Raw genomic sequence first — 25,509 nt, forward strand, 5'->3', positions numbered from 1 at the left:
TTATGAACAACCGTAATTATAATATCTATTTTCATACGCATACTGTTAGTGGCATTGTCATAAGTGTAGCTCTTTTTGTGATTTTCTTCGCTGGGTCTTTTTCTTTTTTTAGAGATGAAATCATCAATTGGGAAAGAAGTGAATCTACAGCTTTAACAAAAGAAATTCAGCTAGATTACAACAATGCACTACAGCATCTTGACAAAAAATATATTTTACACGGAAGAAATATTACGATCTCAAAACCTTCAATCGAAGATAGAGTTGCCGTTAGTATGGAAGGAACCAAAGATACTTTGGCTCCAGCCAAACAAAAAGAAGGACAGTTTTTTTATCTGAATAACAAAAATTACAAATCATATACTTATGAAGAATCTTATTCATTAGGTGAATTGTTATATCGTCTGCATTTTTTTGCTCAAATTCCATATCCTATTGGCTACTATCTTTCAGGATTTACGGCTTTATTTTTCTTATTTGCCATCATAACAGGAGTTTTGCTCCATTGGAACAAAATTGTATCGAACTTTTATATGTTTCGTCCAAAAGAAAAATTAAAAACACTTTGGACAGATGCACATACGGCTTTAGGAATGATTGATCTTCCTTTTCAATTTGTTTATGCGGTTACGGGAGCTTTTTTTATGATTAAACTTTTGATTGTTGCGCCGGCCGTGATGGCATTGTACGGAGGCGATCAAAACAAATTATATAAGGAACTTGAATATATTGATGCCGACTATAAATTTGAAAACAAAAAACTAGCAAATCCTTTTAATGTAAACGAACTTGTAGCAAAAGCAAAAAGCAATTGGGCCGATTTTGAAATTACACGTGTTTTCATCCAAAATTATGGCGATGCGAATATGCATGTTATGGTCGAAGGCGAAATGCTGAATCACAAAAAATTTACGGAAATAGGAAAAATTGATTTTCGTGTTGCCGATGGAAAAGTAATTGCCAAAAAAGATCCTGTTTCACAAACCAGCTATTTGGATATTGTGAAAAATGTTTTGTACCGAATTCACTTTGGTGATTACGGCGGTTATGCATTAAAAATCATCAGTTTTATTTTAGGAATTATAACTTGTTTTGTCATCATTTCAGGCGTTATGATTTGGTTGGTTGCTAGACAAAAAAACAATCTTCCGGAAAAGAAAAGACGTTTCAATGCAGTCGTTGTCCGAATATATTTGGCCATTTGTTTGAGTATGTATCCTATCACCGCTTTGGCTTTTATTGGAAGCAAAATATTTTATCCTTTAAGTCAATCTAATCTATTTACGCTTTATTTTGGTGGATGGTTGTTGCTTATAATCTTCTTTATCATCAAAAAAGATGATTCTTTTACCAATAAATTCTGCCTAATTTCAGGTAGTATTTTAGGTTTTTTAATTCCTGTTACAAACGGAATTGTAACTGGAAACTGGTTTTGGAATTCGTTCATGCAAAACAAAATTCAGATTTTCTTTATTGATGTTTTCTGGATCTTCCTGGCTTCCATATCGTTATACGTTGCTTATCATTTAAAACCAAAAAATTCGAATTAGCCGTTAAAAAATTCCTTTTTACTTTATTTCATTTTTTTTTAAATAGTCTCAAAATTACAATTGGTCATATAAACTATTAGTCTTACTTTTGCCTAATCAATATTTATTCTAAATAAAAATGAAGGGAAAGTTTGCAATAGCATTAATTAGTTTTTGCTTTATATTTTTTGCACAAACATCAGTTTTCGCACAACAAAAAACAGTTATCAAAGGAACCATTTCGTCTGCAAATGGCGAACCTTTAGAAAATGTTTCAGTACAATTAAGAGGAACTAAAATTGGTGCTCTTACAGACAGCCAAGGTTTATACGAAATAAAAAATATCAGCGAAGGAAGTTATACACTTCGCGTTTCGGCAGTTGGTCATACTTCAAAAGAAAAGAAAATTATTGTTAGTGGTGAACCTGAAATCATTGAAAATTTCACAATTTCTACCAATACTGAAGAACTTGAAGAAGTTTATGTTAAAGGAAATATCAATAAATACAACAAATCTGAGAGCCCTTTTGTAGCTAGAATGCCGATTAATAATCTTGAAAATTCGCAAGTTTATAGCGTTGTTCCTAAAAGTTTGATGAGAGATCAATTGGTTATCAACCAAGATGATGCTTTAAAAAATGTACCTGGATTGTATCAACTTTGGGCTGCGAGCGGAAAAGTTGGTGATGGAGGTTCTTATTTTGCATCGCGCGGATTTGTAACGCAGAGTTTATTAAGAGATGGAATCGCAGGAAAAATCACTAACACTGTTGACGCGGCAAACTTAGAAAGAATCGAAAGTATTAAAGGACCTTCGGCAACGCTTTTTGGAAGTATCTTAACTTCTTATGGTGGATTAATCAATAGAGTTACCAAAAAACCAACAGAAAATTTTGGAGGAGATATCAGTTATCAATCAGGAAGTTATGGTTTAAATCGATTATCAGCCGATTTTAATACTCCTTTAAATGAAGAAAAAACAGCTTTGTTAAGAATTAATGCGGCTTATAACGACGCAAATACGTTTCAGGATTACGGAAAAAACAGAAGCTACTTTTTTGCTCCCTCTTTTTTATATAAAATAAATGACAAACTGACGATTTCGATCGATGCCGAATTATCATCGGTTAATTCATCATCGCCAGCATTTACTTATATTCCGTACGGACAAACTCCAAAAAGCATTAATTTATACAATGCAAATGATATTGCTAGAGACTGGAAAAGATCTTTTACTGGTGGTGAATTCATGATGGATACTAAAACTGCCAATGTTTTTGCGCAAGCGCATTATCAAATCAATGACAACTGGAAATCACAGACTATTTTCAGTTCAAGCGCCAATCAATCAGACGGACCTCAGGCTTGGTTCTATTTGTTAGGAAACAACAAAATGTCAAGAAATGCCTGGAATATGGTTGGGAAAGACAATATTGTTGAGTTCCAGCAAAACTTTAATGGCCAAACAGAACTTTTTGGAATGAAACATCGATTGCTTTTTGGCGGTGATATTTTGAGATCTGAAACTAACAGCAGTATTGGATATCTTGGTGGCGACCCGAATAATCCATTCAAAACAGATTATGATATTGTAGATTATTCTGCTGCAAATTCTAATTATTACAATTTCAACCCAAATAATATTGAGCCATTATTTGTAAATGGTTATCAATACAGAACCATTACTTCTTTGACAACGTACAGTTTGTATGCTGCTGATGTTATCAATATTACTGATCAATTAATTTTATCGGCTGCTTTGCGTTTTGATAATTATAAGAATAACGGAACGTACGATCCTTCTACAAATATTAATTCTGGTGCTTTTTCGCAAAATACTTTTTCACCAAAACTTGGGCTTGTTTATCAAATCATAAAAGACAAAGTTTCTGTTTTTGGAAACTACCAAAATAGTTTTAAAAACATTGGATATCTATTTGCAAACGTAAATGGAAATCCGGAATTAAAACAATTTGATCCTGAAAAAGCAAATCAGTTTGAAGCTGGTTTGAAATTAAATATCCTGAAAGACAAATTGAGCGCGAATTTAAGCTACTATAATATTGATGTAAAAAATATTGTTCGTGCCGGACAAGTGGTCAACACAAACGTTCAAGACGGTAATCAAACAAGCAAAGGTTTTGAAGCTGAAGTTACTGCAAATCCGTTTTCTGGCTTAAACCTTATTTTTGGATATGCTAATAACAACAGCAAACTAAACAACGCAAATGCTGATGTAAATGGTTTAAGACCTGAAACGGCTGGTCCTGAAAATTTAATTAATTATTGGATTAGCTATAGTTTGCAGACTTCTAAATTAAGAGGATTAGGTTTTGGTGTTGGAGGAAATTACGGCAGCGAAACTTTTGTTTACAATAGAAATCCATCAGGTTCAGGAAATCCTGCAGATGTTGAAACTTTCATCTTGCCATCTTATTCAATTGTAAATGCTACATTTTATTACGATCAACCAAAATACAGACTTTCGTTAAAAGTTGACAACCTTACAGATGAACTTTATTTTAATGGTTATACCACTGTAAATGTGCAAGCGCCAAGAACTTTTATGGGAAGTATAACTTATAAATTTTAAGTTTAATCCTTTTGGTGAAATTAATTTAAACACATAGTCCCGAAGCCTCGGGATAGATTTGGAATGCTTAAAAAGGCGTTTCACTTGTTTTAAACAAACATAGTTAGCTATGTGTTAGAAACTAGTTTCTTTTTTAGCATCTTTTCTAGAAATAAAATCTATGTTTCTATGTGTTGAATAAAAAATTTATGAATTACACTCAACGAGCTAAGTTTAATACCTTTTAGTGGTATTTTTGCCGGACAAAAGATTTCTTTTTAAAAATGAGTTTCAAAACGAAAATACGTTTTCTGCATAAATGGCTCGGATTAATTTCCGGGCTTATTGTTTTTATTGTCTGTATTACAGGCTGTATTTTCTGTTTTCACGATGAAATAAAAGATATTACTAGAAAAGAATGGCGATTGGTAGAACCTCAGAATAAGCCATTTTTGCTGCCATCGGTTTTAAAAGAAAAAGCACAAGAAATTGTTCCAAAAAACAAAATAAGCATGATCGCTTATTACGGAAAAAACCGCTCTGCAATTGTTTACACCTATTCTGATACGGAGAATTTATATCTTTATTTTAATCCCTACACAGGTCAATATTTAAAAACCGAAAATCCCAAAACCGATTTTTTCATCATTGTTGAATACATTCATTTGTATTTGCTTTTGCCAGATTATATAGGAAAACATATTATTGGCGGCGCGACAATCATTTTTATTTTACTATTGATTTCCGGAATTATTCAATGGTGGCCAAAAAGAAAAAGTGATATCAGAAGAAGTTTCACCATTAAATGGAATGCCAAATGGCGTCGTGTAAATTATGACTGGCACAATACTTCTGGATTTTATATTGCATTGATTGCGCTGGTTCTTGCCGTTACTGGTTTAACTTTTACCTACGAATGGGTTGGCGACGGAATTTACAAATCTTTCAATTTGGGCGGAGACAAAACAGTCGAAACAAAATTACCTGTAATTGATACCACTAAATTCAAATCAATTTCTGTTAACGCGATTGACAAAGCTTTTGTCCAAACACTGCAACTCCAGCCAAAAGCTGAAATGTATTTTGTCATGGTGCCGCAACAAAAAAATGCCATTGTGAGTACGGGCGCCTATCCGCATACGCTGCGATACGACCAACAGAGTAATTATTACTTTCATCCTTCTGATGGAAAATTAATGAAAAGCCAGCCTTTTGATAAAAAAACCCTTGGATTACAAGTTGTCGAAATGAATTATGGAATTCACACCGGACAAGTTTTAGATTTGCCTGGAAAGATTATCGCTTTTGTAATCAGTTTGCTTGCTTCTGCTTTGCCAGTTACTGGTTTTGTAATTTGGTATGGAAGAAGAAAAAAATCTAAAAAAAAGAAGGCATAAAAAAACCGTCCCCTTTTTTAACGGGACGGTTTTTTTATAATTTGTCGAAATCAATTAATTTCTGTTTGCTAAAGCATTTTTCTGTAAATTTTTCACTGAGCTAACTTTACTGTCAACATAAGCTACTTCTTTTAGACCTTCTTCATTAAAGAAAATCCAATTTCCAGTTTTTACTCCGTCTGTGTATTCTCCAACGGCTTTTTTATTTCCTTTTTCGTCATAAGATACCCAAACACCATCTAGTTTACCATCCTTAAAAAAGCCTTCTTGCTGTACTTTACCATTTTCATAGTAATAAGTAGCTTTTACCTTGTTTCCAACGGCTTCTAATTCAGGTTTAGTTTCTTGCGCAAACATCATTCCAGAGAACAACAACGCAGCTAAAATCACACTCTTTTTCATATCTGTAGGTATTAATGTTAAGAAATCTTTATCAAATATAATCAAATGTTTACATTAAAAAAACTTTTGCTTAACAATTTGGTAACATTGTGTAAAAACTTAACATTGGAAATCTTTTAAAAATAAAAAAACCAGCGCTCAGGCACTGGTTTTATTGACATTTTATAAAAATTCAAATGTTACGATAACGTTATCGATTCTGTAAATAATTTAGTTCAATAATGCATTCAACTGTTTATCCAACTCAGGATCAGAAGGTCTTGGCGCATCCGATTTTACAATATTACCCTTTGGGTCTACAATTATAAATCTCGGAATTCCTGTTACACCATAGTTAACAACAAACTCAGATTCCCGGTCTTTATCAGCAAATAATTGAACTCCTCCCAATTTTTTGTCAGTAACAAATTTCTTCCATTTTTCATTGTCTTTTGCCTTATCAATAGAAATGCTTACAAATTCAATATTTTTTCCGTGATATTTTTCTTCCATCTCTTGGAGATAAGGAATCTCAGCTCTACAAGGTGCACACCAAGTTGCCCAAAGGTCAATGTAAACATATTTTCCTTTTAAATCAGAAAGTTTTGTTTTTCCTCCGTTATAGTTTTCATAGTCAAATTCAGGCGAAGGTTTTCCGTTAAGCTTACTTGCCTTATAGGCACTTTCATAACGCTCAAGGGAGAATTGAGTAAAGTTCTTAAAATTACCAAGCATTGCAGTTACAAAAGCTGGATCAAATCTTCCTTTCTCTAAACTTTCATTATCAGCTTTTTTCTTCGCTTCCAATAACACTTGAAATTCTGCTGGTTCTTTAGAAAAAGCCTCGTTTTCAAAATTTTCATTTCTCAAGGCTTGTTGCGCCAAAAAATTACTTTCATTTACACCTTTTCCACTGTAAACAATCGTTTCATCAAATTCTTTGGCATTCATAGTCAAATTTACCTCCGAATTAGGTTTTAAATACAATCTAGAAGATTCGGTCCCGTCAGAAAAAACATAAAATCCTTGAGGAGCATCAAAAGTTGCAGCAAAAACCTCTTTATTATTAATCGGAATAACTTGTTTAAAATTATCTTTTCCTTTTATAACTAAAGTGTCGCTATTTCTATTGGCGATTTTAGCTGTAAACTTTACTGAATTTTTGCTTTGACCAATGATATTTAAAGCATTAAAAAGTACTAAACCTGCAACAAAAAGTTTCTTCATAATAGCGTAAGATTTGTTTTTAGCATATCAAATCTAAAGAATTAGAACTGCAAAATTTAACAATTAACAAAAAATTTAGCATCATCTATGACTTATTTTAATAAAGTCGCGAGTTGTGATTGAAGTGATAGTGAAGCTGGCTCCCAAGCATCAGTTTCTAAAATATAACCTTTTGGATCTATTAATACGTATTCAGGAACTTCTTTAATATTGCACTTTGTAATAAAATCAGATTTGAATCCGTGATCTGAAAAAAGCTGAATTCCGTCTAATTTCTTCTCATTTATATACTTTTTCCATGAATCATGTTCATACTGTTCGTCTATTGAAACACTCACAAATACAATATTCTTGTCTTTATATTTGTCTACAATTGTTCTTATATACTTATATTCCTCCAAATATTTATCGTTCCAAAATGTCCAAAAAATTATATAGACATATTTTCCTCTAAAATCTGATAGTTTTGTTTTTCCACCTTTATGATTTTCGTATTCAAATTCGCTGGCACCTTTATTATTTAACTCACGTAATTTTGATCCATCTTCATATTCTTTCGATAATTCATTATAAAATGCCTCAAACACCTTTGTCATTGTATCTTTAAAACCTGAATCATAATTTCCGTTATTAATACCTTGTAAATCTGCTTTCTTCTCCTTTTCTACAAGAGATACAAAATCAAGACGTTCTTTTTTTAAAGCTTCGTCTTTAAATTTTTCGTTTTTTAAAGCATATTTTGCCAAGAAGTTATTTTCATTTACCTCTTTTCCTTCATAAAGAATGGTTTTCGAAATATCTTTTCCATCAAATGTTAGATTTATTTCAGCATTTGGTTTCAGATATAAATGCAGATAATTATTCCCATCAAATAAATCATAAAATCCTTTTACTACTTCGAAATTGGCTTCAAAAGATCCTTTTTTATTAATTAAAATCACTTTTTTAAAATTATCTGCTCCAGTCAAAACTAAACTGTCACTATTTCTATTTGAAATATTTGCGGTAAATTTTACTTTACCTTCAGATTGATTGCAACTGCTCAGAATACTAAAAATCATTAAGGCTAAAACAAAGCATTTATTCATATTTATTAATTTTTGGTTTTTGGTAAATTCAAATCTAAAGAAATAACGATTCAAATTTTAACATTTGATAAAATATTTCAAATTTATGAGCAGCAACTTAGCAGTTTACTATATTATTTTATTTTTTGTGTTTACTTTTGCAATCTAAAATTTAGATTATGTATAGAAGTCATAATTGCGGCGAATTAAACGCTTCAAATATCAATACCGAAGTTACGCTTGCGGGCTGGGTTCAAAAATCACGCGATAAAGGATTTATGAATTGGGTCGATTTACGCGACCGTTACGGAATTACACAACTTATTTTCGACGAAAGTCGTACCGATAAAACTGTTTTTGAATTAGCCAAAACTCTTGGTCGTGAATTTGTAATTCAAGTAAAAGGAACTGTTATTGAGCGTGAAGCCAAAAACAAAAATATCCCAACGGGTGAAATCGAAATTTTAGTTTCTGAATTGACGATTCTAAATTCGGCATTAACTCCTCCATTTACAATTGAAGATGAAACGGACGGTGGCGAAGATATCAGAATGAAATATCGTTATTTGGATATCAGAAGAAATCCGGTAAAAAACAGTTTATTGTTCCGTCACAAAGTAGCGATGGAAGTTCGTAAATATCTATCTGATTTAGATTTCTGCGAAGTTGAAACTCCTTATTTAATCAAATCAACTCCAGAAGGAGCAAGAGATTTCGTTGTACCAAGCCGTATGAACGAAGGACAATTTTATGCATTACCACAATCTCCACAAACTTTCAAACAATTATTGATGGTGGGCGGAATGGATAAATATTTCCAAATCGTGAAATGTTTCCGTGACGAAGATTTACGTGCAGATCGTCAGCCAGAGTTTACTCAAATCGACTGCGAAATGGCATTTGTTGAACAAGAAGACATTTTGAATGTTTTTGAAGGTTTGACAAGACACTTATTAAAAGAAATTAAAGGCATTGAAGTAGAGAAATTCCCAAGAATTACCTACGATTATGCTATGAAAACATACGGAAATGACAAACCAGACATTCGTTTTGGGATGAAATTTGGTGAATTAAACGAATTTGCGCAACATAAAGAATTCCCTGTATTTAATGCAGCCGAATTAGTTGTCGGAATCGCAGTCCCTGGAGCTGGAAATTACACTCGTAAAGAAATCGACGGATTGATTGACTGGGTTAAGCGTCCGCAAGTTGGCGCATCTGGAATGGTTTACGTAAAATGCAACGAAGATGGAACATACAAATCATCTGTAGATAAATTCTACGATAATGATGATTTAGCAAACTGGGCAAAAGCAACAGAAGCAAATCCTGGTGATATGATTTTTGTACTTTCTGGTCCGGCAAATAAAACTCGTGCACAATTATCTGCACTTCGTATGGAATTAGCAACTCGTTTAGGATTACGTAATCCTGAAGAATTTGCTCCATTATGGGTTGTTGATTTCCCATTATTAGAGTTAGACGAAGAAAGTGGCCGTTATCACGCAATGCACCACCCGTTTACATCTCCAAAACCAGAAGATATGGCTTTGCTTGAAACAGAGCCAGGAAAAGTTCGCGCAAACGCTTACGACATGGTTTTAAACGGAAACGAAATCGGTGGAGGTTCAATTCGTATTCACGATAAAGCTACGCAACAATTAATGTTCAAATATTTAGGATTTACGGAAGAAGAAGCAAAAGCTCAATTTGGTTTCTTAATGGACGCTTTCCAATTTGGAGCACCACCTCACGGAGGATTAGCTTTTGGTCTAGATAGATTAGTTGCTATCTTAGGAGGTCAGGAAACTATTAGAGATTTTATCGCATTCCCTAAAAACAATTCAGGACGCGATGTAATGATCGATGCTCCTGCAGCAATAGATGATGCACAGTTAAAAGAATTGCACATTAAAATTGATGCTATTTAAGACTTTAAAATTTAAATTATACCAAAAAAGCAACTGAAAATTTCAGTTGCTTTTTTTTATTTTAAAAACTTTAAGAATAATTGCAAATTTCACACTTATAAGAATAAAAAATTCTTACAATTCTACTTTTTCATTTTACTGCATTTAATGATTCTCAAATTATGGTAATCTAGATGAAAATTGATGCAGTAAACCACGTAAAAACACTGTAAATCAATAATTTTTACAAAAAATTAACACGTACATGTCTTTTGTATTAGTTAATATGTTACATTTGCTTTATTATAAATTATTATTACAATTACAATGCGTACAGGTACAGTAAAATTTTTCAATGAATCTAAAGGTTATGGATTCATTACAGACGAAGAAACAGGAAAGGACATCTTCGTTCACGCTTCAGGAATTAACGCGGAAGAATTACGCGAAGGTGACCGTGTAAGCTATGAAGAAGAAGAAGGAAGAAAAGGGAAAGTTGCTGCTAAAGTAGCAGTAATCTAAGAAAAATATAGCAATTTATTTTTTTTGCCTCTGAATGGTTTTAAAAACGTTTCGATTAATTTCGAGACGTTTTTTTTTGTCCAATTCTTAAAAAAATACTAAAAAAACCAATCCTTATTTATAATCAATAAAAATTACACACAAACAAGGTTTCATGGCATACTTATATCCCCCTTTAGTTTGTGATTTACATACCTGAAAGTTATCTTTGTGGCTTATTCTTTAAGTAAAAATCACAAGTTTATGCAATCTGATCAATACAGTTACATTCCTATTTTAATGCAGTTCATTCTGGCTGTTGGTTTTGTGGTAGGAACTATTATAATTTCTGGAAAATTAGGCCCAAGAAGAACCTCTGAAGTTAAAGACAAAAACTTTGAGTGCGGTATCGAATCTGTTGGTAATGCCCGTATTCCTTTTTCTGTAAAATATTTCTTGGTAGCCATTTTGTTTGTATTGTTTGATGTAGAGGTAATTTTCCTTTATCCTTGGGCAGTAAACTTTAAAGATCTTGGCATTGAAGGAATGCTGAAAATGATTGTTTTCATGGCTTTGCTTTTAGTTGGTTTTTTCTATATCATCAAAAAAAGAGCTCTAGACTGGGAATAATCTCGATTTTAGATTTTAGATTTCAGATTACACTTCTGGAATTAAAATTTAAACTCAAATGAATTTAATACTGATTTAAAAAATTGATTTTACTTTTTACGATTTCAAAAAATCTAAAATCTAAAATCAGAAATCTAAAATAAAAATGAGCGATTCAAATGTAAAAATGGTTGCGCCACCTGAGGGAGTTGTAGGAGAAGGTTTCTTTGCTACAAAACTAAATGATGTTGTTGGTCTGGCACGCGCGAATTCTCTTTGGCCATTGCCTTTTGCTACATCTTGCTGCGGAATTGAGTTTATGGCAACAATGGCTTCACATTACGATTTGGCACGATTTGGTTCTGAGCGTGTGAGTTTCTCTCCTCGTCAGGCAGATATGTTGTTAGTAATGGGAACTATTTCTAAAAAAATGGCTCCAATTTTAAGACAAGTTTACGAACAAATGTCTGAGCCACGCTGGGTAATCGCTGTTGGAGCTTGTGCTTCTTCTGGCGGTATTTTCGACACTTACTCGGTTCTTCAAGGAATTGATAAAGTAATCCCTGTTGACGTTTATGTTCCAGGATGTCCTCCAAGACCAGAACAAATCGTAGACGGTGTAATGAGATTACAAGATTTGGTAAAAAGTGAATCTGTTAGACGCAGAAGCTCTCCAGAATACCAAGAATTATTAGCTTCCTATAACATTTCATAAGATGGCTTTAGAAAATACCCTGATTCAAGATAAACTTATTGAAACATTTGATACTAATGTTTTCAATTTCCAGCAAGAAAGAGATATCTTTTCTATAGAAACTACTGCTGATAAAATCACAGCTTTAATTCTGTTTTTAAAAAATGATGCAGATCTGCAATTTAACTTTTTGACAGATTTATGCGGCATTCACTATCCAGATAACGAACTAGATCGTCAATTTGCTGTAGTGTATCACATGCACAACTGGATCGAAAACAAACGCATCAGAATAAAAGTTTATTTAGATGGTGAAAAGCCAGAAATCAAAACTATTTCAAATATTTTCCTGAGTTCAAACTGGATGGAAAGAGAAACATACGACTTCTTCGGAATCAATTTTATTGGCCACCCGCAATTGAAACGTATTTTGAATATGGATGAAATGGTGTCTTTCCCAATGAGAAAAGAATTCCCAATGGAAGACAGCGGAAGAACTGATAAAGACGACAGATTCTTTGGAAGAACAACAACAAATTGCTAAAAAATAATTCAACATTATAAAATGTCAGAACTATTATTACCACCAGAGCATCGTTATGCTAAAATAATTAAAGAGAAACTAAACGAAGACGGAAGCGAGCTTTCGGTACTGAATTTAGGTCCAACTCACCCTGCGACTCACGGTATTTTTCAAAATATCCTATTAATGGATGGTGAAAGAATTCTAGAGGCTGAACCAACTATTGGTTACATCCACAGAGCTTTCGAAAAAATCGCCGAAAATCGTCCTTTCTATCAAATCACACCTCTTACAGACCGTATGAACTATTGCTCCTCTCCTATTAATAATATGGGATGGTGGATGACTTTAGAGAAATTATTAGGTGTTGAAGTTCCAAAAAGAGCACAATATTTAAGAGTTATTGTAATGGAGCTTGCTCGTATTACAGACCACTTGATTTGTAACTCGATTCTTGGGGTTGATACTGGTGCGTATACTGGTTTCTTATACGTTTTTCAATTTAGAGAAAAAATCTACGAAATCTACGAAGAAATTTGTGGAGCTCGTTTGACTACAAATATGGGAAGAATTGGTGGTTTTGAAAGAGACTGGTCTCCAGAGGCTTTCAAAAAACTAGATACTTTCCTTGAAGAATTTCCAGTTGCTTGGAAAGAATTCGAAAACTTATTCGAAAGAAATAGAATTTTCCTTGATAGAACTGTAAACGTGGGTGCAATTTCAGCAGAAAAAGCAATGGCTTACGGATTTACAGGTCCAAACTTGCGTGCTGCCGGAGTCGATTACGACGTTCGTGTTGCACAACCTTACTCATCTTACGAAGATTTTGATTTTATTGTTCCTGTTGGAAAATCAGGTGATACTTATGATCGTTTCTGTGTTCGTAACGCTGAAGTTTGGGAAAGTTTAAGCATCATTCGTCAAGCGTTGGATAAAATGCCTCCAGGAAACGAATACCATGCTGAAGTTCCTGATTATTATCTTCCTCCAAAAGAAGATGTATATAATTCAATGGAATCTCTAATCTATCACTTCAAAATTGTAATGGGAGAAGTTCCTGTTCCAGTTGCCGAAATTTACCATCCTGTTGAAGGAGGAAATGGAGAGATAGGTTTTTATTTGGTTACTGACGGAAGTAGAACTCCATATAGATTACATTTCAGAAGGCCTTGCTTTATTTATTACCAAGCATATCCGGAAATGATTAAAGGTGCGCTTCTTTCTGATGCAATTGTGATTTTATCAAGTTTAAATGTAATTGCAGGAGAATTAGACGCCTAAAAAATTTTAGATTGAAGATTTTAGATTTTAGATTGCAGAATGGCATATCTAAATTTTAGATTGAAAATCTAAACTTATATAGAATTGAAGAATTCAGATTGAAAAATCTAAAACTAAAACAAAGATTGCAGAATACGGATTCTAGATAAAGATTTGAAAAAATCTAAAATCTAAAATCTAAAATCTAAAATAAAAATGGAACGTAAACATTACAAACAAGAAATAAACATGACCGAGGCATTGATGAACCGCATCAATGAATTGATTAGTCATTATCCTGAAGGCAAACAAAAATCGGCTTTATTGCCTGTTTTACATGAGGTTCAGGATGCACACAACAACTGGTTAAGTATTGAACTACAAGATAAAGTTGCCGAAATTCTTCAGATAAAACCAATCGAGGTTTATGAAGTGGTGACTTTTTATACCATGTTCAACCAAAAACCGATTGGTAAATACATGTTTGAGTTTTGCCAGACTTCTTGTTGCTGTTTAAGCGGTGCCGAAAATTTAATGGATTATACTTCTAAAAAATTAGGCATTAAAATGGGTGAAACAACTCCAGACGGAATGTTCACTATTGCTGGAGTAGAATGTTTAGGTGCATGTGGATATGCTCCAATGATGCAGTTGGGAGATTTCTATAAAGAGAAATTGACAGAAGAAAAAATCGATCAGTTAATTGCTGATTGTCGAGATGATAAAATAATATTACACGATAAATAAGATGTCACAAAAAATATTATTAGATAAAATCAATATTCCTGGAATTAAAACCTACGAAGTATATCGCCAAAATGGTGGTTATGCTTCTGTAGAAAAAGCTTTAAAAACACTTACACCAGATGAAGTTACTGAGGAAGTAAAAAAATCAGGTCTTCGTGGTCGTGGTGGCGCGGGTTTCCCTGCCGGAATGAAATGGAGCTTTATTGATAAAAAATCAGGAAAACCAAGACACTTAGTTTGTAACGCCGACGAATCGGAGCCAGGAACTTTCAAAGATCGTTATTTGATGGAATATATTCCTCACTTATTGATCGAGGGAATGATTACTTCAAGCTACGCTTTGGGAGCTAACCTTTCATACATCTACATTCGTGGAGAATATATGTGGGTTTTCAAAATTTTAGAAAGAGCAATCGCCGAGGCTAAAGCTGCTGGATGGTTAGGAAAAAATATATTAGGAACAGGTTACGATTTAGAGCTACACGTTCACTGTGGAGCTGGGGCTTATATTTGTGGAGAAGAAACTGCACTTATTGAGTCTCTAGAAGGCAAAAGAGGAAATCCTCGTATTAAACCACCTTTCCCAGCTGTTTCTGGTCTTTGGGCAAACCCAACCGTAGTAAACAATGTTGAAACTATTGCAACGGTACCATGGATTGTTAACAATTCTGGTGATGATTATGCTAAAATTGGTGTTGGCCGTTCTACTGGAACTAAATTAATTTCTGCTTCAGGAAACATCAAAAATCCTGGCGTTTACGAAATTGAATTAGGTTTAAGTGTAGATGAATTCATGAATTCTGATGAATATTTGGGAGGAATGTCTTCAAGCCGTCCATTAAAAGCATTTGTTCCTGGAGGTTCTTCAGTGCCAATTTTACCAGCTGAATTGATTTTCAAAACAGCAAATGGCGAAGATCGTCTGATGACTTACGAATCTTTAAGTGATGGTGGTTTTGCAACCGGATCTATGCTAGGTTCTGGAGGATTTATCGTTTATGATGACACTGCTTGTATCGTTAGAAACACTTGGAACTTTGCTCGTTTTTACCACCACGAATCTTGCGGACAATGTACACCTTGTCGTGAAGGAACTGGATGGTTGGAAAAAATCTTATGGAGAATCGAAAACGGTCAAGGCCGTGAAGAAGATATCGAATTATTGTGGAGTATTCAAAGTAAAATTGAAGGAAACACAATTTGTCCACTTGGTGACGCCGCTTCTTGGCCAGTAGCTGCTGCGATTCGTCACTTTAGAGACGAATTCGAATATCACGTTCGTTTCCCTGAAAAAATAAAAAATAGAGATCACTTTGTTGCTGAACCTTTTTCACAAGTGAAGCATCTAGTAGGCGGTAAAGTAATCGTATAAAAATAAAAAGCAGAAAGTTATAAAGTTCATAATATTAAAAGGACAGCAATTCTTTAAAATATTCCGACTTTCAACAAAAAAGTTTAAAATAGTTTAAAGTTTCAAGTTTTTTTAGTTTTAATACCGATAGCTATCGGCACTGAAACATGAAACCTGAAACTAAAAAAACAAAATAAAGAGATGAAAGTAACCATAGACGGTCAAAGTATAGACGTAGAGCCAGGAACAACGATCCTGCAGGCTGCACGTATGATTGGTGGAGATTTGGTACCGCCAGCCATGTGCTATTACTCAAAATTAAAAGGCAGCGGCGGAAAATGTCGTTGTTGTTTAGTTGAAGTTTCTAAAGGTAGTGAAGCTGATCCAAGACCAATGCCAAAACTAATGGCATCTTGTGTAACAGGATGCATGGACGGAATGGAAGTAAACAGTAAATCTTCTGACAGAGTAACGGAAGCTCGTAAATCCGTTACAGAATTTTTATTGATCAACCACCCATTAGACTGTCCAATTTGTGATCAAGCTGGTGAATGTGATCTTCAAAATTTAAGTTTTGAGCACGGAAATCCGAAATCACGTTTTATTGAAGAAAAAAGAACATTTGAACCAGAAGATATTGGTCCAAATATTCAACTACATATGAACCGTTGTATTTTATGTCAAAGATGTGTACAAGTTGCAGATCAATTGACAGACAACAGAGTTCACGGAGTATTAGATCGTGGTGATCACGCTAATATTTCAACTGGAATTTCTAAAGCAATCGACAACGAGTTTTCTGGAAACATGATTGACGTTTGTCCAGTTGGAGCTTTAACAGACAAAACTTTCCGTTTTAAATCAAGAGTATGGTTTAATAAACCTTATAACGCACATAGAGAATGTACAACTCCAGGATGTTGCGGTAAAACTACTGTTTGGATGTTTGGTGGAGAAATTCAGCGTGTAACTGGTCGTAAAGACGAGTACCATGAAGTTGAAGAATTCATTTGCAACAGCTGTCGTTTTGATCATAAAAATGTGAATGACTGGGTTATTGAAGGACCGAGAGAATTTGAAAAAGATTCTGTTATCAACCAAAATAACTACACTCAAAAATTAGAGAAAGTACAAATCGATACTGAAAAGAATATTCTTATGGGTAGAGATATTGACCGTAAAAAAATTAGTATGGCTGAAATTCCATTAAACACTAATAACAAAAATTCTTAATGATGGTAGATGGTGCGTTTATTATAGAAAAAAGTGTTGTAATTGTTGTTGTTTTTGCTGTAACTATGATTATGGCGATGTACTCCACTTGGGCAGAACGTAAAGTTGCTGCTTTCCTTCAGGATCGTGTTGGACCAAACCGTGCTGGATGGGGAGGTTTATTGCAACCGCTTGCCGATGGTATGAAATTATTCTCTAAAGAAGAATTTTTCCCAAATACTCCAAACAGATTTTTATTTGTTGTAGGACCGGCAATTGCAATGAGTACTGCTTTAATGACCAGTGCAGTTATTCCGTGGGGGGACAGACTTCATGTTTTTGGAAGAGATGTAATTCTGCAAGCTACTGATGTGAACATTGCTTTATTATATGTTTTTGGAGTTATTTCTGTTGGAGTTTACGGCATCATGATTGGTGGATGGGCTTCTAACAATAAATTCTCATTAATGGGGGCTGTTCGTGCTGCTTCACAAATGGTTTCATATGAGGTTGCTATGGGATTATCAATGATCGCTTTGTTGATGATGACAGGAACTTTAAGCTTAAAAGAAATCTCTGAGCAACAAGCAGGAATGAACTGGAATGTTTTTTATCAGCCTTTATCTTTCCTGATTTTCTTGATTTGTGCCTTTGCTGAAACAAATAGAACTCCTTTTGACTTGGCAGAATGTGAGTCTGAGTTAATTGGTGGTTATCACACCGAATATTCATCAATGAAAATGGGATTCTATTTATTTGCTGAATACGCTAACATGTTTATCTCTGCTACAATTATTTCTGTTTTATTCTTTGGAGGATATAACTATCCAGGAATGCAATGGATGGTTGAAAATATTGGAGTTAACAGCGCTAATCTTTTGGGTATTGCCGTATTGTTTGTAAAAATATGTTTCTTCATATTTTTCTATATGTGGGTACGTTGGACAATACCAAGATTTAGATATGACCAATTAATGAATTTAGGGTGGAGAATTTTGATTCCGCTTTCAATTCTTAATATTATGATTACGGGTGCTGTTATATTAAGACACGATATCGCAGCTTTCTTAGGATTTTAAGAACGATTCATTAGCAATCCTACTATTATTTAGGAAGCTTCAAATAAAAATAAAATAGATTTTGAATTTGATTCACTTTAAATTGAAAATCATAAATCATAGATTAAAAAATGTCAATAGAAACTATATCATTATCGGGTAGAAAAAAAGTGGTGTCAAACAAGGACATGACTTTTTTAGAACGATTGTATCTTGTGGCGATTGTAAAAGGTTTGGCTATTACGCTAAAACACCTTTTCAGAAAAAAAGTTACGATTCATTATCCTGAACAGGTGCGACAAATGAGTCCTGTTTATCGCGGTCAGCATATGCTGAAACGCGACGAACAAGGTCGTGAAAACTGTACTGCATGCGGATTGTGTGCATTATCTTGCCCTGCGGAAGCTATTACTATGAAAGCTGCAGAACGCAAACCAGATGAAAAGCACTTGTACCGCGAAGAGAAATATGCTGAAATATATGAGATCAATATGCTTCGTTGTATTTTCTGCGGTTTGTGTGAAGAGGCTTGTCCAAAAGACGCGATCTACTTGACACAATCTAAAGTTTTAGTTCCTGCAAGTTATGAAAGAGAAGATTTCATTTTTGGAAAGGATAAATTGGTGATGCCTTTAGAAATGGCTATCAAAAACGCTCAACTTAATAACGCTAACTAATGATACATATTCCTGATTTTGCACACGCGACAACTGTACAAGTTATTTTTTGTTTCTTAGCGTTTATCACGGTAATTACCGCTTTCTTGACCATTTTTAGCCGAAACCCAATTCACTCTGCTATTTATTTAGTGATTTGTTTCTTTTCAATTGCTGGTCATTACTTACTATTAAATTCTCAATTTTTAGCAATTGTACATATAATAGTCTACTCCGGAGCCATCATGATTTTGTTCCTGTTTACGATTATGCTTATGAATTTGAATGAACAAAAGGACGTTCACCGACCTAGAATTACTCGTTTGGGAGCCATTGTTTCATTCTGTTTGATTCTAATTGTTTTGATTACAATCTTCATTAACTCTAAACCAATTGTTGGTGAATATGATTCAACGGGTGAAGATTTCCAATCTATTAAAGTATTAGGTAAAATATTATTGAACGAATATATGGTACCATTTGAATTTGCTTCGATTTTACTTTTGGTTGCAATGATTGGAACTGTATTATTGTCTAAAAAAGAAAAATTAAATAAATAATGGGTAATATATTAAATCAAATAGGTATTGAAAATTACATCTTTTTAAGTGTTGTACTTTTTTGTATTGGTGTTTTTGGTGTATTGTACAGAAGAAATGCTATTATCGTTTTCATGTCTATCGAAATCATGCTTAATGCTGTAAACCTTTTATTTGTAGCATTTTCAACTTATCATCAAGATGCTCAAGGACAGGTTTTCGTATTCTTTTCGATGGCTGTAGCTGCTGCAGAAGTAGCAGTTGGATTAGCAATTTTAGTTTCTATTTTTAGAAACATTGGCTCAATTAGTATCGATAACTTAAAAAACTTAAAAGGATAAATAGAAATGGATACCAATTTAGCTTTACTTTTAGTATTAACTCCTTTTTTAGGATTTTTAATCAATGTTTTCTTTGGAAAAAGCTTAGGGAAAACAGTTTCTGGAGCAATCGGAACTGTTGCTGTAGCAATTTCTTTTATAGTTACGCTTGTTCTTTTTAATCAAATTACTTCAACTGGAAAAGCAATTGAAGTTACTTTATTTGATTGGATTCAAATTAGCAATCTAAAAATCAATCTTGGATTTTTATTAGATCAATTGTCTGTTCTTTGGTTGCTTTTCGTAACCGGAATTGGATCTTTGATTCACTTATACTCTATCAGTTATATGCATGATGATGAAAATATGCACAAGTTTTTTGCGTATTTGAATCTGTTTGTATTCTTTATGATTACGCTTGTAATTGGAAGCAACTTATTAGTTCTTTTCATTGGTTGGGAAGGTGTTGGACTATGCTCTTATTTATTAATCGGATTTTGGCACAAAAACCAAGATTACAACGATGCTGCAAAAAAGGCTTTCATTATGAACAGAATTGGAGATTTAGGTCTTTTAATTGGAATGTTCATCATTGGTTCAATGTTCTCAACTTTAGATTATGCAACTTTAAAAACTGCAATTGCTGGAGCTTCAAACTTAAATGTTTCAATGCTTTCGTTAGCAGCTTTATGTTTGTTTATTGGAGCTTGTGGTAAATCTGCACAAATTCCATTGTACACTTGGCTACCAGACGCGATGGCTGGACCAACTCCAGTTTCTGCATTGATTCACGCTGCAACAATGGTTACGGCTGGTATCTTTATGGTAACAAGATTAAACTTTGTTTTTGATTTAGCGGTTGATGTGCAAATGGTAATTGCTATTATTGGAGCAATCACTTCATTAGTAGCAGCTACAATTGGTTTAGTTCAAAACGATATCAAAAAAGTATTGGCTTATTCTACAGTTTCTCAATTAGGATTAATGTTTTTAGCATTAGGATTCGGAGCTTATGAAGTAGCTGTTTTCCACGTAATCACACACGCTTTCTTTAAAGCTTGTTTATTCTTAGGTTCTGGATCTGTAATTCACGGATTGCATGGAGAACAAGACATGCGTAATATGGGCGGATTGCGTAAAGCGATGCCAATTACATTCTGGACAATGTTGATTTCTTCATTAGCAATTTCTGGAGTTCCGTTTTTCTCAGGTTTCTTCTCTAAAGATGAAATTTTATTGACAGCTTTCCACCATAGTATTCCTTTATACGTTGTTGGATCTATTGCTTCAATCATGACGGCTTTCTATATGTTCCGATTAATGTTCTTGACTTTCTTCAAAGAGTTTAGAGGAACTGAAGAACAAAAACATCATTTACACGAAAGTGGTGCCTTAATTACAATTCCGTTAATCATCTTAGCAATTTTAGCAACTTTTGGCGGATTAATCAGTTTGCCAGGAAACAGCTGGTTAAATGAATATTTAGCGCCTCTTTTCACAAAAGTAGCTGGCGAAGAACACCATTTAGGAACTACAGAATATACTTTAATGGGTGTTGCTGTTTTAGGCGGGTTATTAGGAATTCTAATTGCTTACATTAAATATTTCAAACAAGATAATGTTCCTGAAGCAGATGAAAACATTACAGGTGTAGCAAAAGTTTTATATAACAAATATTATGTTGATGAAGCTTACGACGCAATTTTTGTTCGTTCGGTAAACGGATTATCTAGATTCTTTAGAGACTATATTGAAACTGGTTTATCTGCTCTTGTTTTCGGATTAGGAAAAATAACAAATGAATTAGCTTTTCAAGGCAAAAAACTACAAAGTGGAAGTATCGGATTATACCTTTTTGCTTTCGTTATTGGTCTTTGCGCGATTGTTTCTTATATATTTTTAGCTCAATAATTTTATAACTATGAACGTTTCTCTTATATTAATTATTCTTTTAGTTGGTGCATTTGTCACTTATTTTGCTGGTGACAAACTCGCTTCAAAAGTAGCTTTGTTCTTTAGTTTGGCAGCTTTGGGCTGTTCGGTTGTATTGTTGAATCATTTTAATGCTGGTGAAAACATCAGCTTAGTAAATGCTTGGATTAATCAGCCTAAAATTTCATTCGCTTTAAACGCTGATGGATTAGCAATTGCAATGCTTTTATTGACCACAGCTTTGACTCCAATTATTATATTTTCTTCTTTCGGAAATGAATATAAAAATGCTAAAGGTTTTTATGCTTTAATTTTATTTATGGCGTTTGCAATGACAGGAACTTTCCTTGCTGCAGATGGTCTATTATATTATATTTTCTGGGAATTGGCACTTATTCCAATTTACTTTATTGCACTTATCTGGGGTAATGGTGATGCTGAAGAACGCAGAAAAGCAGTTGTAAAATTCTTTATTTACACACTTGCTGGTTCGTTATTCATGTTAACTGCTTTCATTTATTTGTATACAAAAGCACACAGTTTCTTGATTGAAGATTTATACAAATTAAATCTTTCTGCTGATGAACAGCTTTGGATTTTCTTGGCATTCTTCTTGGCTTACGCTATTAAAATTCCAATTATTCCTTTCCATACATGGCAAGCAAATGTGTACCAAAAAGCTCCAACTGTTGGAACAATGCTTTTATCTGGTATCATGTTAAAAATGGGATTGTACAGCGTTATTCGTTGGCAATTGCCAATTGCACCTCTTGCTGCAAAAGAATACATGAATATTTTTATTGCTTTAGGAATTGCTGGGGTTATCTACGGATCAATTGTAGCATTAAGACAAAAAGATTTAAAGAAATTATTAGCATATTCATCTCTAGCTCACGTTGGATTAATTGCAGCTGGAACATATACTTTGACAGTTGATGGTTTCCGCGGAGCAGTTTTACAAATGATCGCTCACGGTTTTGTAGTTGTCGGATTATTCTATACTGCAGAAATCATTTACAGAAGATTTGAAACAAGAGAAATTGCTGCATTAGGAGGAATTCGTACGCAATCTCCAAAATTTACTTCAATGTTTTTAATTTTGGTTCTAGCTTCTGTTGCTTTGCCAACTACTTTTAACTTTGTTGGAGAATTTACAGTATTATATAGTTTATCTCAAATCAACATTTGGTTTGCTGTTTTAGGTGGAACAACTATTATTTTAGGTGCTTACTATATGTTGAAAATGTTCCAAAATGTAATGTTGGGTGAAACGAATTCTAAAACTTTTGCAGATGTTTCTGTTAATGAAGGAATTTCTATGGTAGCGATTATTGCTGTTTTGATTTTCTTTGGATTCTATCCAAAACCAATAACAGATTTGATTACACCAAGTTTAGAAACGATACTAAACGTTATCAATAAAAATTAATATTTTAAATAAAAATAAATTAGGGCGTTTTAGATTTCCTAAATCAAAAAAACAAAAATGAATACATTAATAGCTATAACAGGATTGGGTATTTTTTGCCTATTGTTTGAAATTCTAAATTTTAGAAAAGGCATTGTCCCATTTACCATTTTAGGTTTATTGGGTGTTTTGGCACTTAACTATTATGAATTTGGATCAACGGCAAGTTATTACAATAATATGATTACAGTGAGCAAATTTTCAACTGCTTTTTCATCATTATTTATTATTTTGACCATTTTCCTTGTAGCATTAAGCCACAATTTTTACGAAAATCATCAAACAAAAATCTCTGATTATGTTGCTATAAAAGTATTTTTATTAGCTGGAGCAGTTGCGATGGTTTCTTTTGGAAACTTAGCAATGTTTTTCCTTGGCATCGAAATTCTTTCTATCGCATTATATGTTCTTGCAGCGAGTGATCGTTTGAATATTAAAAGCAACGAGGCTGGTATGAAATATTTCTTGATGGGATCTTTTGCTTCTGGAATTATTTTATTCGGTATTTGTTTGATTTACGGAGCAATGGGAACTTTTGATGTTACCGAAATTTACGAAAGCTCTTTATCTGCCGAATTGCCGATCTGGTTCCCAATCGGAATGATTTTAATGACAATCGGAATGTTTTTCAAAATTGCAGCCGTGCCATTTCATTTCTGGGCTCCAGACGTTTATGAAGGTTCTCCAGCTTTGACAACAGCTTTAATGAGTACATTGGCTAAAATTGTTGCAATGGCAACGCTTTATAAATTAGTTTCAGGCTTAAACTTAATTCCTTCTTTAGAAAATCAAGATCTTTTAGGTACATTTGAACATATTATTGTAATTATTTCGATTGCTTCTATGACAGTTGGTAATATAATGGCTTTGCGTCAGGTAAATGTAAAACGTATGTTGGCTTTTTCTGGAATCTCTCACGCAGGTTTCATGTTAATGACATTCTTGACGATTGCAACTTCAGCAGGTGTTTTATTGTATTATGCTGCTGCTTACGCATTAGCCGGAATCGCTGCATTTAGTGTTATTTTATATGTTTGCAAAAATCAAGACAACGAAGATATCACAAACTTCCACGGTTTAGGAAAAACAAATCCGCTTTTGGCTGCGATTTTAACGGGTTCATTATTATCAATGGCCGGAATTCCGATTTTCTCTGGATTTTTTGCTAAATTATTTTTATTCAACCAAACTATTCAATCAGGTTATATCGCTCTAGTTATTGTTGCGGTTATCAACTCAATCATAAGTGTTGGTTATTATTTCAAACTTATTTTGGCAATGTATTCTAAAGAGCCTAACGAAGTTCGCACAGGAAAACCATTCCTTATTTATGCAGTTGCAATAGTTTCAATCACTTTAAATATTGTTTTAGGTCTATTCCCTTCTTTGGTTTTAGATTTATTGAGCTAAAAAAAAAGAATTATATACAGAAAAACCATTCGTCAATTCGGATGGTTTTTTTGTTTAAATACGTTTTATTTAGAAGAAAAAATCATGTTAAAAATTTAACTCAAATTGTTTCACATCAAAAAAACTCCATATATTTGAGTTCACTAAAAGCATAAAAATTATGGCCTTCAATTCAAAAAATCCATTTTTAAGCAGCAAACGTTTTTCATCAAATGCTGTTTCAAAAGCTGAAGAAGTACACGAAGCGCAAATTATTGATTACAATCAAGAAATGACTTTGTCAGGTACAATCAATAAAGCAGCTATTTTATTTTTAATCTTATCTGCCGGAGCAATGATCACATGGTGGATGGCATTTAACGGAATGAACCCAATTTTACCAGCTTTCGGCGGTGCAATTGTTGGTTTAATTCTTGTTTTGATTGCCTCTTTCAGACCACAGTCTTCTCCATACTTAGCTCCTGGCTATGCCTTTTTTGAAGGTTTGTTTATTGGAGGAATTTCTGCAATATTTGAGATAAAATTCCCAGGAATTGTAATAAATGCTGTTGGAGCAACATTAGTAACTTTTTTAGTATGCCTTAGTTTATACAAATTCAAAATTGTAAAAGTAACTGAACAATTCAGATCAGTTGTTATTGCTGCAACTTTAGCAATTGCAACGTATTATTTAATTTCTTGGTTGTTCTCATTATTTACAAGCTGGACTCCAGTTCATTACGGAAACTCAATGATGAGTATTGGAATCAGTGTTTTTGTAATTATTGTAGCAGCTTTAAACTTATTCTTAGATTTTGATCAAATCGAAAGAGGCGTTCAAGAGAGAATGCCAAAATTCATGGAATGGTTTGGTGCAATGGGATTAATGATCACATTGGTTTGGTTATACATTGAATTCTTAAGATTGTTATCTAAAGTATCAAGCAATAAATAAATCCTTTTCTTAAAATATACATTAGCCTTTCTGATTATTTCAGAAAGGCTTTTTTATTTCTATAAGCCGAAAAAAGCGCTCTAAAAACGTACATAAAGGTTTCACTTACTTTCAAAACTTTCTTCTCAATAAATTAGTCAATTAAAAATCACCATTTTAATTCTTCTCTTAATGCTAAAAAGAAACTAAAAACTAGTTTATTGTAAACAAAA

The 25,509-nt window shown here is 33.4% G+C and carries 23 protein-coding genes; 20 read left to right on the plus strand and 3 right to left on the minus strand.

Annotation, left to right across the window (positions count from 1 at the left end; genetic code table 11):
• Nucleotides 1-2 precede the first annotated feature (2 nt).
• The 3 genes from FND99_RS02845 to FND99_RS02855 all read left to right on the plus strand — a co-directional run bounded on the left by FND99_RS02845 (nt 3) and on the right by FND99_RS02855 (nt 5,498).
• On the plus strand, nt 3-1,550 hold the full coding sequence (locus FND99_RS02845; RefSeq protein WP_144336489.1) for a PepSY-associated TM helix domain-containing protein: 1,548 nt from the start codon (nt 3-5) through the stop codon (nt 1,548-1,550).
• Between the two features lie 118 nt (nt 1,551-1,668).
• Entirely contained in the window at nt 1,669-4,122 is a 2,454-nt protein-coding gene (locus FND99_RS02850) for a TonB-dependent receptor (protein WP_144336490.1), read from the plus strand.
• Nucleotides 4,123-4,385: 263 nt separating this feature from the next.
• On the plus strand, nt 4,386-5,498 hold the full coding sequence (locus FND99_RS02855; RefSeq protein WP_144336491.1) for a PepSY-associated TM helix domain-containing protein: 1,113 nt from the start codon (nt 4,386-4,388) through the stop codon (nt 5,496-5,498).
• A gap of 54 nt (nt 5,499-5,552) precedes the next feature.
• Here the strand turns inward: FND99_RS02855 and FND99_RS02860 are convergent, their stop codons facing one another.
• The 3 genes from FND99_RS02860 to FND99_RS02870 form a co-directional block, all read right to left on the minus strand.
• Nucleotides 5,553-5,900, minus strand: a complete 348-nt coding sequence (locus tag FND99_RS02860; protein ID WP_144336492.1) for a toxin-antitoxin system YwqK family antitoxin — start codon at nt 5,898-5,900, stop codon at nt 5,553-5,555.
• 210 nt (nt 5,901-6,110) lie between these two features.
• Nucleotides 6,111-7,106, minus strand: a complete 996-nt coding sequence (locus tag FND99_RS02865) for a TlpA family protein disulfide reductase (RefSeq protein ID WP_144336493.1) — start codon at nt 7,104-7,106, stop codon at nt 6,111-6,113.
• Between the two features lie 92 nt (nt 7,107-7,198).
• Nucleotides 7,199-8,194: a TlpA family protein disulfide reductase gene (locus FND99_RS02870; protein WP_144336494.1), complete on the minus strand. Its 996-nt coding sequence runs from the start codon at nt 8,192-8,194 to the stop codon at nt 7,199-7,201.
• Between the two features lie 158 nt (nt 8,195-8,352).
• Here FND99_RS02870 and aspS point away from each other — a divergent pair, with 158 nt between their 5' ends.
• From aspS to FND99_RS02955, 17 genes are all read left to right on the plus strand, one after another.
• Entirely contained in the window at nt 8,353-10,104 is a 1,752-nt protein-coding gene (aspS, locus tag FND99_RS02875; protein ID WP_144336495.1) for an aspartate--tRNA ligase, read from the plus strand.
• 306 nt (nt 10,105-10,410) lie between these two features.
• The gene (locus FND99_RS02880) at nt 10,411-10,605 is read left to right on the plus strand and encodes a cold-shock protein (protein WP_007137066.1); all 195 of its coding nucleotides are present in this window, start codon (nt 10,411-10,413) and stop codon (nt 10,603-10,605) included.
• A gap of 243 nt (nt 10,606-10,848) precedes the next feature.
• Nucleotides 10,849-11,214, plus strand: coding sequence for an NADH-quinone oxidoreductase subunit A (locus tag FND99_RS02885; RefSeq protein ID WP_144336496.1), 366 nt, complete (start codon nt 10,849-10,851; stop codon nt 11,212-11,214).
• 145 nt (nt 11,215-11,359) lie between these two features.
• Entirely contained in the window at nt 11,360-11,908 is a 549-nt protein-coding gene (locus tag FND99_RS02890) for an NADH-quinone oxidoreductase subunit B (protein WP_144336497.1), read from the plus strand.
• A 1-nt stretch (nt 11,909) separates the two neighbouring features.
• Nucleotides 11,910-12,431: an NADH-quinone oxidoreductase subunit C gene (locus tag FND99_RS02895; RefSeq protein ID WP_144336498.1), complete on the plus strand. Its 522-nt coding sequence runs from the start codon at nt 11,910-11,912 to the stop codon at nt 12,429-12,431.
• 21 nt (nt 12,432-12,452) lie between these two features.
• Entirely contained in the window at nt 12,453-13,691 is a 1,239-nt protein-coding gene (locus FND99_RS02900; RefSeq protein WP_144336499.1) for an NADH-quinone oxidoreductase subunit D, read from the plus strand.
• Nucleotides 13,692-13,886: 195 nt separating this feature from the next.
• Complete coding sequence (locus FND99_RS02905; protein WP_144336500.1) at nt 13,887-14,417, plus strand: complex I 24 kDa subunit family protein; 531 nt, start codon at nt 13,887-13,889, stop codon at nt 14,415-14,417.
• Between the two features lies 1 nt (nt 14,418).
• The gene (nuoF, locus tag FND99_RS02910; protein ID WP_144336501.1) at nt 14,419-15,789 is read left to right on the plus strand and encodes an NADH-quinone oxidoreductase subunit NuoF; all 1,371 of its coding nucleotides are present in this window, start codon (nt 14,419-14,421) and stop codon (nt 15,787-15,789) included.
• A gap of 180 nt (nt 15,790-15,969) precedes the next feature.
• Nucleotides 15,970-17,001 carry a 2Fe-2S iron-sulfur cluster-binding protein gene (locus tag FND99_RS02915; RefSeq protein ID WP_144336502.1) on the plus strand — a complete coding sequence of 344 codons (1,032 nt, stop codon included), beginning with the start codon at nt 15,970-15,972 and terminating at the stop codon, nt 16,999-17,001.
• The gene (gene nuoH / locus FND99_RS02920; protein WP_211356616.1) at nt 17,001-18,059 is read left to right on the plus strand and encodes an NADH-quinone oxidoreductase subunit NuoH; all 1,059 of its coding nucleotides are present in this window, start codon (nt 17,001-17,003) and stop codon (nt 18,057-18,059) included. Before FND99_RS02915 ends, nuoH begins: the two co-directional genes overlap by 1 nt.
• 110 nt (nt 18,060-18,169) lie before the next feature.
• A complete protein-coding gene (locus FND99_RS02925) occupies nt 18,170-18,715 on the plus strand; it encodes a NuoI/complex I 23 kDa subunit family protein (protein ID WP_144336503.1) in 546 nt (181 codons plus the stop codon).
• Nucleotides 18,715-19,254, plus strand: coding sequence for an NADH-quinone oxidoreductase subunit J family protein (locus FND99_RS02930; RefSeq protein ID WP_144336504.1), 540 nt, complete (start codon nt 18,715-18,717; stop codon nt 19,252-19,254). Before FND99_RS02925 ends, FND99_RS02930 begins: the two co-directional genes overlap by 1 nt.
• The gene (gene nuoK / locus FND99_RS02935) at nt 19,254-19,574 is read left to right on the plus strand and encodes an NADH-quinone oxidoreductase subunit NuoK (protein ID WP_133523522.1); all 321 of its coding nucleotides are present in this window, start codon (nt 19,254-19,256) and stop codon (nt 19,572-19,574) included. The genes FND99_RS02930 and nuoK overlap by 1 nt, the downstream gene beginning before the upstream one ends.
• Nucleotides 19,575-19,580: 6 nt before the next feature.
• Nucleotides 19,581-21,464 (plus strand): NADH-quinone oxidoreductase subunit L, encoded by a 1,884-nt coding sequence (gene nuoL, locus FND99_RS02940; protein ID WP_144336505.1) that lies wholly within the window; start codon nt 19,581-19,583, stop codon nt 21,462-21,464.
• Nucleotides 21,465-21,474: 10 nt separating this feature from the next.
• A complete protein-coding gene (locus tag FND99_RS02945; protein WP_144336506.1) occupies nt 21,475-22,914 on the plus strand; it encodes a complex I subunit 4 family protein in 1,440 nt (479 codons plus the stop codon).
• A 57-nt stretch (nt 22,915-22,971) separates the two neighbouring features.
• Complete coding sequence (locus FND99_RS02950; RefSeq protein ID WP_144336507.1) at nt 22,972-24,363, plus strand: NADH-quinone oxidoreductase subunit N; 1,392 nt, start codon at nt 22,972-22,974, stop codon at nt 24,361-24,363.
• A 160-nt stretch (nt 24,364-24,523) separates the two neighbouring features.
• Nucleotides 24,524-25,297, plus strand: coding sequence for a Bax inhibitor-1/YccA family protein (locus FND99_RS02955; RefSeq protein WP_144336508.1), 774 nt, complete (start codon nt 24,524-24,526; stop codon nt 25,295-25,297).
• Nucleotides 25,298-25,509: the final 212 nt, after the last annotated feature.

The sequence above is a fragment of the Flavobacterium daemonense genome (genome assembly GCF_007341385.1).
Classification (GTDB): domain Bacteria; phylum Bacteroidota; class Bacteroidia; order Flavobacteriales; family Flavobacteriaceae; genus Flavobacterium; species Flavobacterium daemonense.

Coding starts and splice junctions, on each gene's coding strand:
- FND99_RS02915 (WP_144336502.1), top strand. CDS start 15,970: ATGAAAGTAACCATAGACGGTCAAAGTATAGACGTAGAGCCAGGAACA.
- FND99_RS02885 (WP_144336496.1), top strand. CDS start 10,849: ATGCAATCTGATCAATACAGTTACATTCCTATTTTAATGCAGTTCATT.
- FND99_RS02870 (WP_144336494.1), bottom strand. CDS start 8,194: ATGAATAAATGCTTTGTTTTAGCCTTAATGATTTTTAGTATTCTGAGC.
- FND99_RS02845 (WP_144336489.1), top strand. CDS start 3: ATGAACAACCGTAATTATAATATCTATTTTCATACGCATACTGTTAGT.
- FND99_RS02895 (WP_144336498.1), top strand. CDS start 11,910: ATGGCTTTAGAAAATACCCTGATTCAAGATAAACTTATTGAAACATTT.
- FND99_RS02955 (WP_144336508.1), top strand. CDS start 24,524: ATGGCCTTCAATTCAAAAAATCCATTTTTAAGCAGCAAACGTTTTTCA.
- nuoL (WP_144336505.1), top strand. CDS start 19,581: ATGGATACCAATTTAGCTTTACTTTTAGTATTAACTCCTTTTTTAGGA.
- FND99_RS02850 (WP_144336490.1), top strand. CDS start 1,669: ATGAAGGGAAAGTTTGCAATAGCATTAATTAGTTTTTGCTTTATATTT.
- nuoF (WP_144336501.1), top strand. CDS start 14,419: ATGTCACAAAAAATATTATTAGATAAAATCAATATTCCTGGAATTAAA.
- aspS (WP_144336495.1), top strand. CDS start 8,353: ATGTATAGAAGTCATAATTGCGGCGAATTAAACGCTTCAAATATCAAT.
- nuoK (WP_133523522.1), top strand. CDS start 19,254: ATGGGTAATATATTAAATCAAATAGGTATTGAAAATTACATCTTTTTA.
- nuoH (WP_211356616.1), top strand. CDS start 17,001: ATGATGGTAGATGGTGCGTTTATTATAGAAAAAAGTGTTGTAATTGTT.
- FND99_RS02865 (WP_144336493.1), bottom strand. CDS start 7,106: ATGAAGAAACTTTTTGTTGCAGGTTTAGTACTTTTTAATGCTTTAAAT.
- FND99_RS02880 (WP_007137066.1), top strand. CDS start 10,411: ATGCGTACAGGTACAGTAAAATTTTTCAATGAATCTAAAGGTTATGGA.
- FND99_RS02855 (WP_144336491.1), top strand. CDS start 4,386: ATGAGTTTCAAAACGAAAATACGTTTTCTGCATAAATGGCTCGGATTA.
- FND99_RS02890 (WP_144336497.1), top strand. CDS start 11,360: ATGAGCGATTCAAATGTAAAAATGGTTGCGCCACCTGAGGGAGTTGTA.
- FND99_RS02900 (WP_144336499.1), top strand. CDS start 12,453: ATGTCAGAACTATTATTACCACCAGAGCATCGTTATGCTAAAATAATT.
- FND99_RS02860 (WP_144336492.1), bottom strand. CDS start 5,900: ATGAAAAAGAGTGTGATTTTAGCTGCGTTGTTGTTCTCTGGAATGATG.
- FND99_RS02925 (WP_144336503.1), top strand. CDS start 18,170: ATGTCAATAGAAACTATATCATTATCGGGTAGAAAAAAAGTGGTGTCA.
- FND99_RS02905 (WP_144336500.1), top strand. CDS start 13,887: ATGGAACGTAAACATTACAAACAAGAAATAAACATGACCGAGGCATTG.
- FND99_RS02945 (WP_144336506.1), top strand. CDS start 21,475: ATGAACGTTTCTCTTATATTAATTATTCTTTTAGTTGGTGCATTTGTC.
- FND99_RS02930 (WP_144336504.1), top strand. CDS start 18,715: ATGATACATATTCCTGATTTTGCACACGCGACAACTGTACAAGTTATT.
- FND99_RS02950 (WP_144336507.1), top strand. CDS start 22,972: ATGAATACATTAATAGCTATAACAGGATTGGGTATTTTTTGCCTATTG.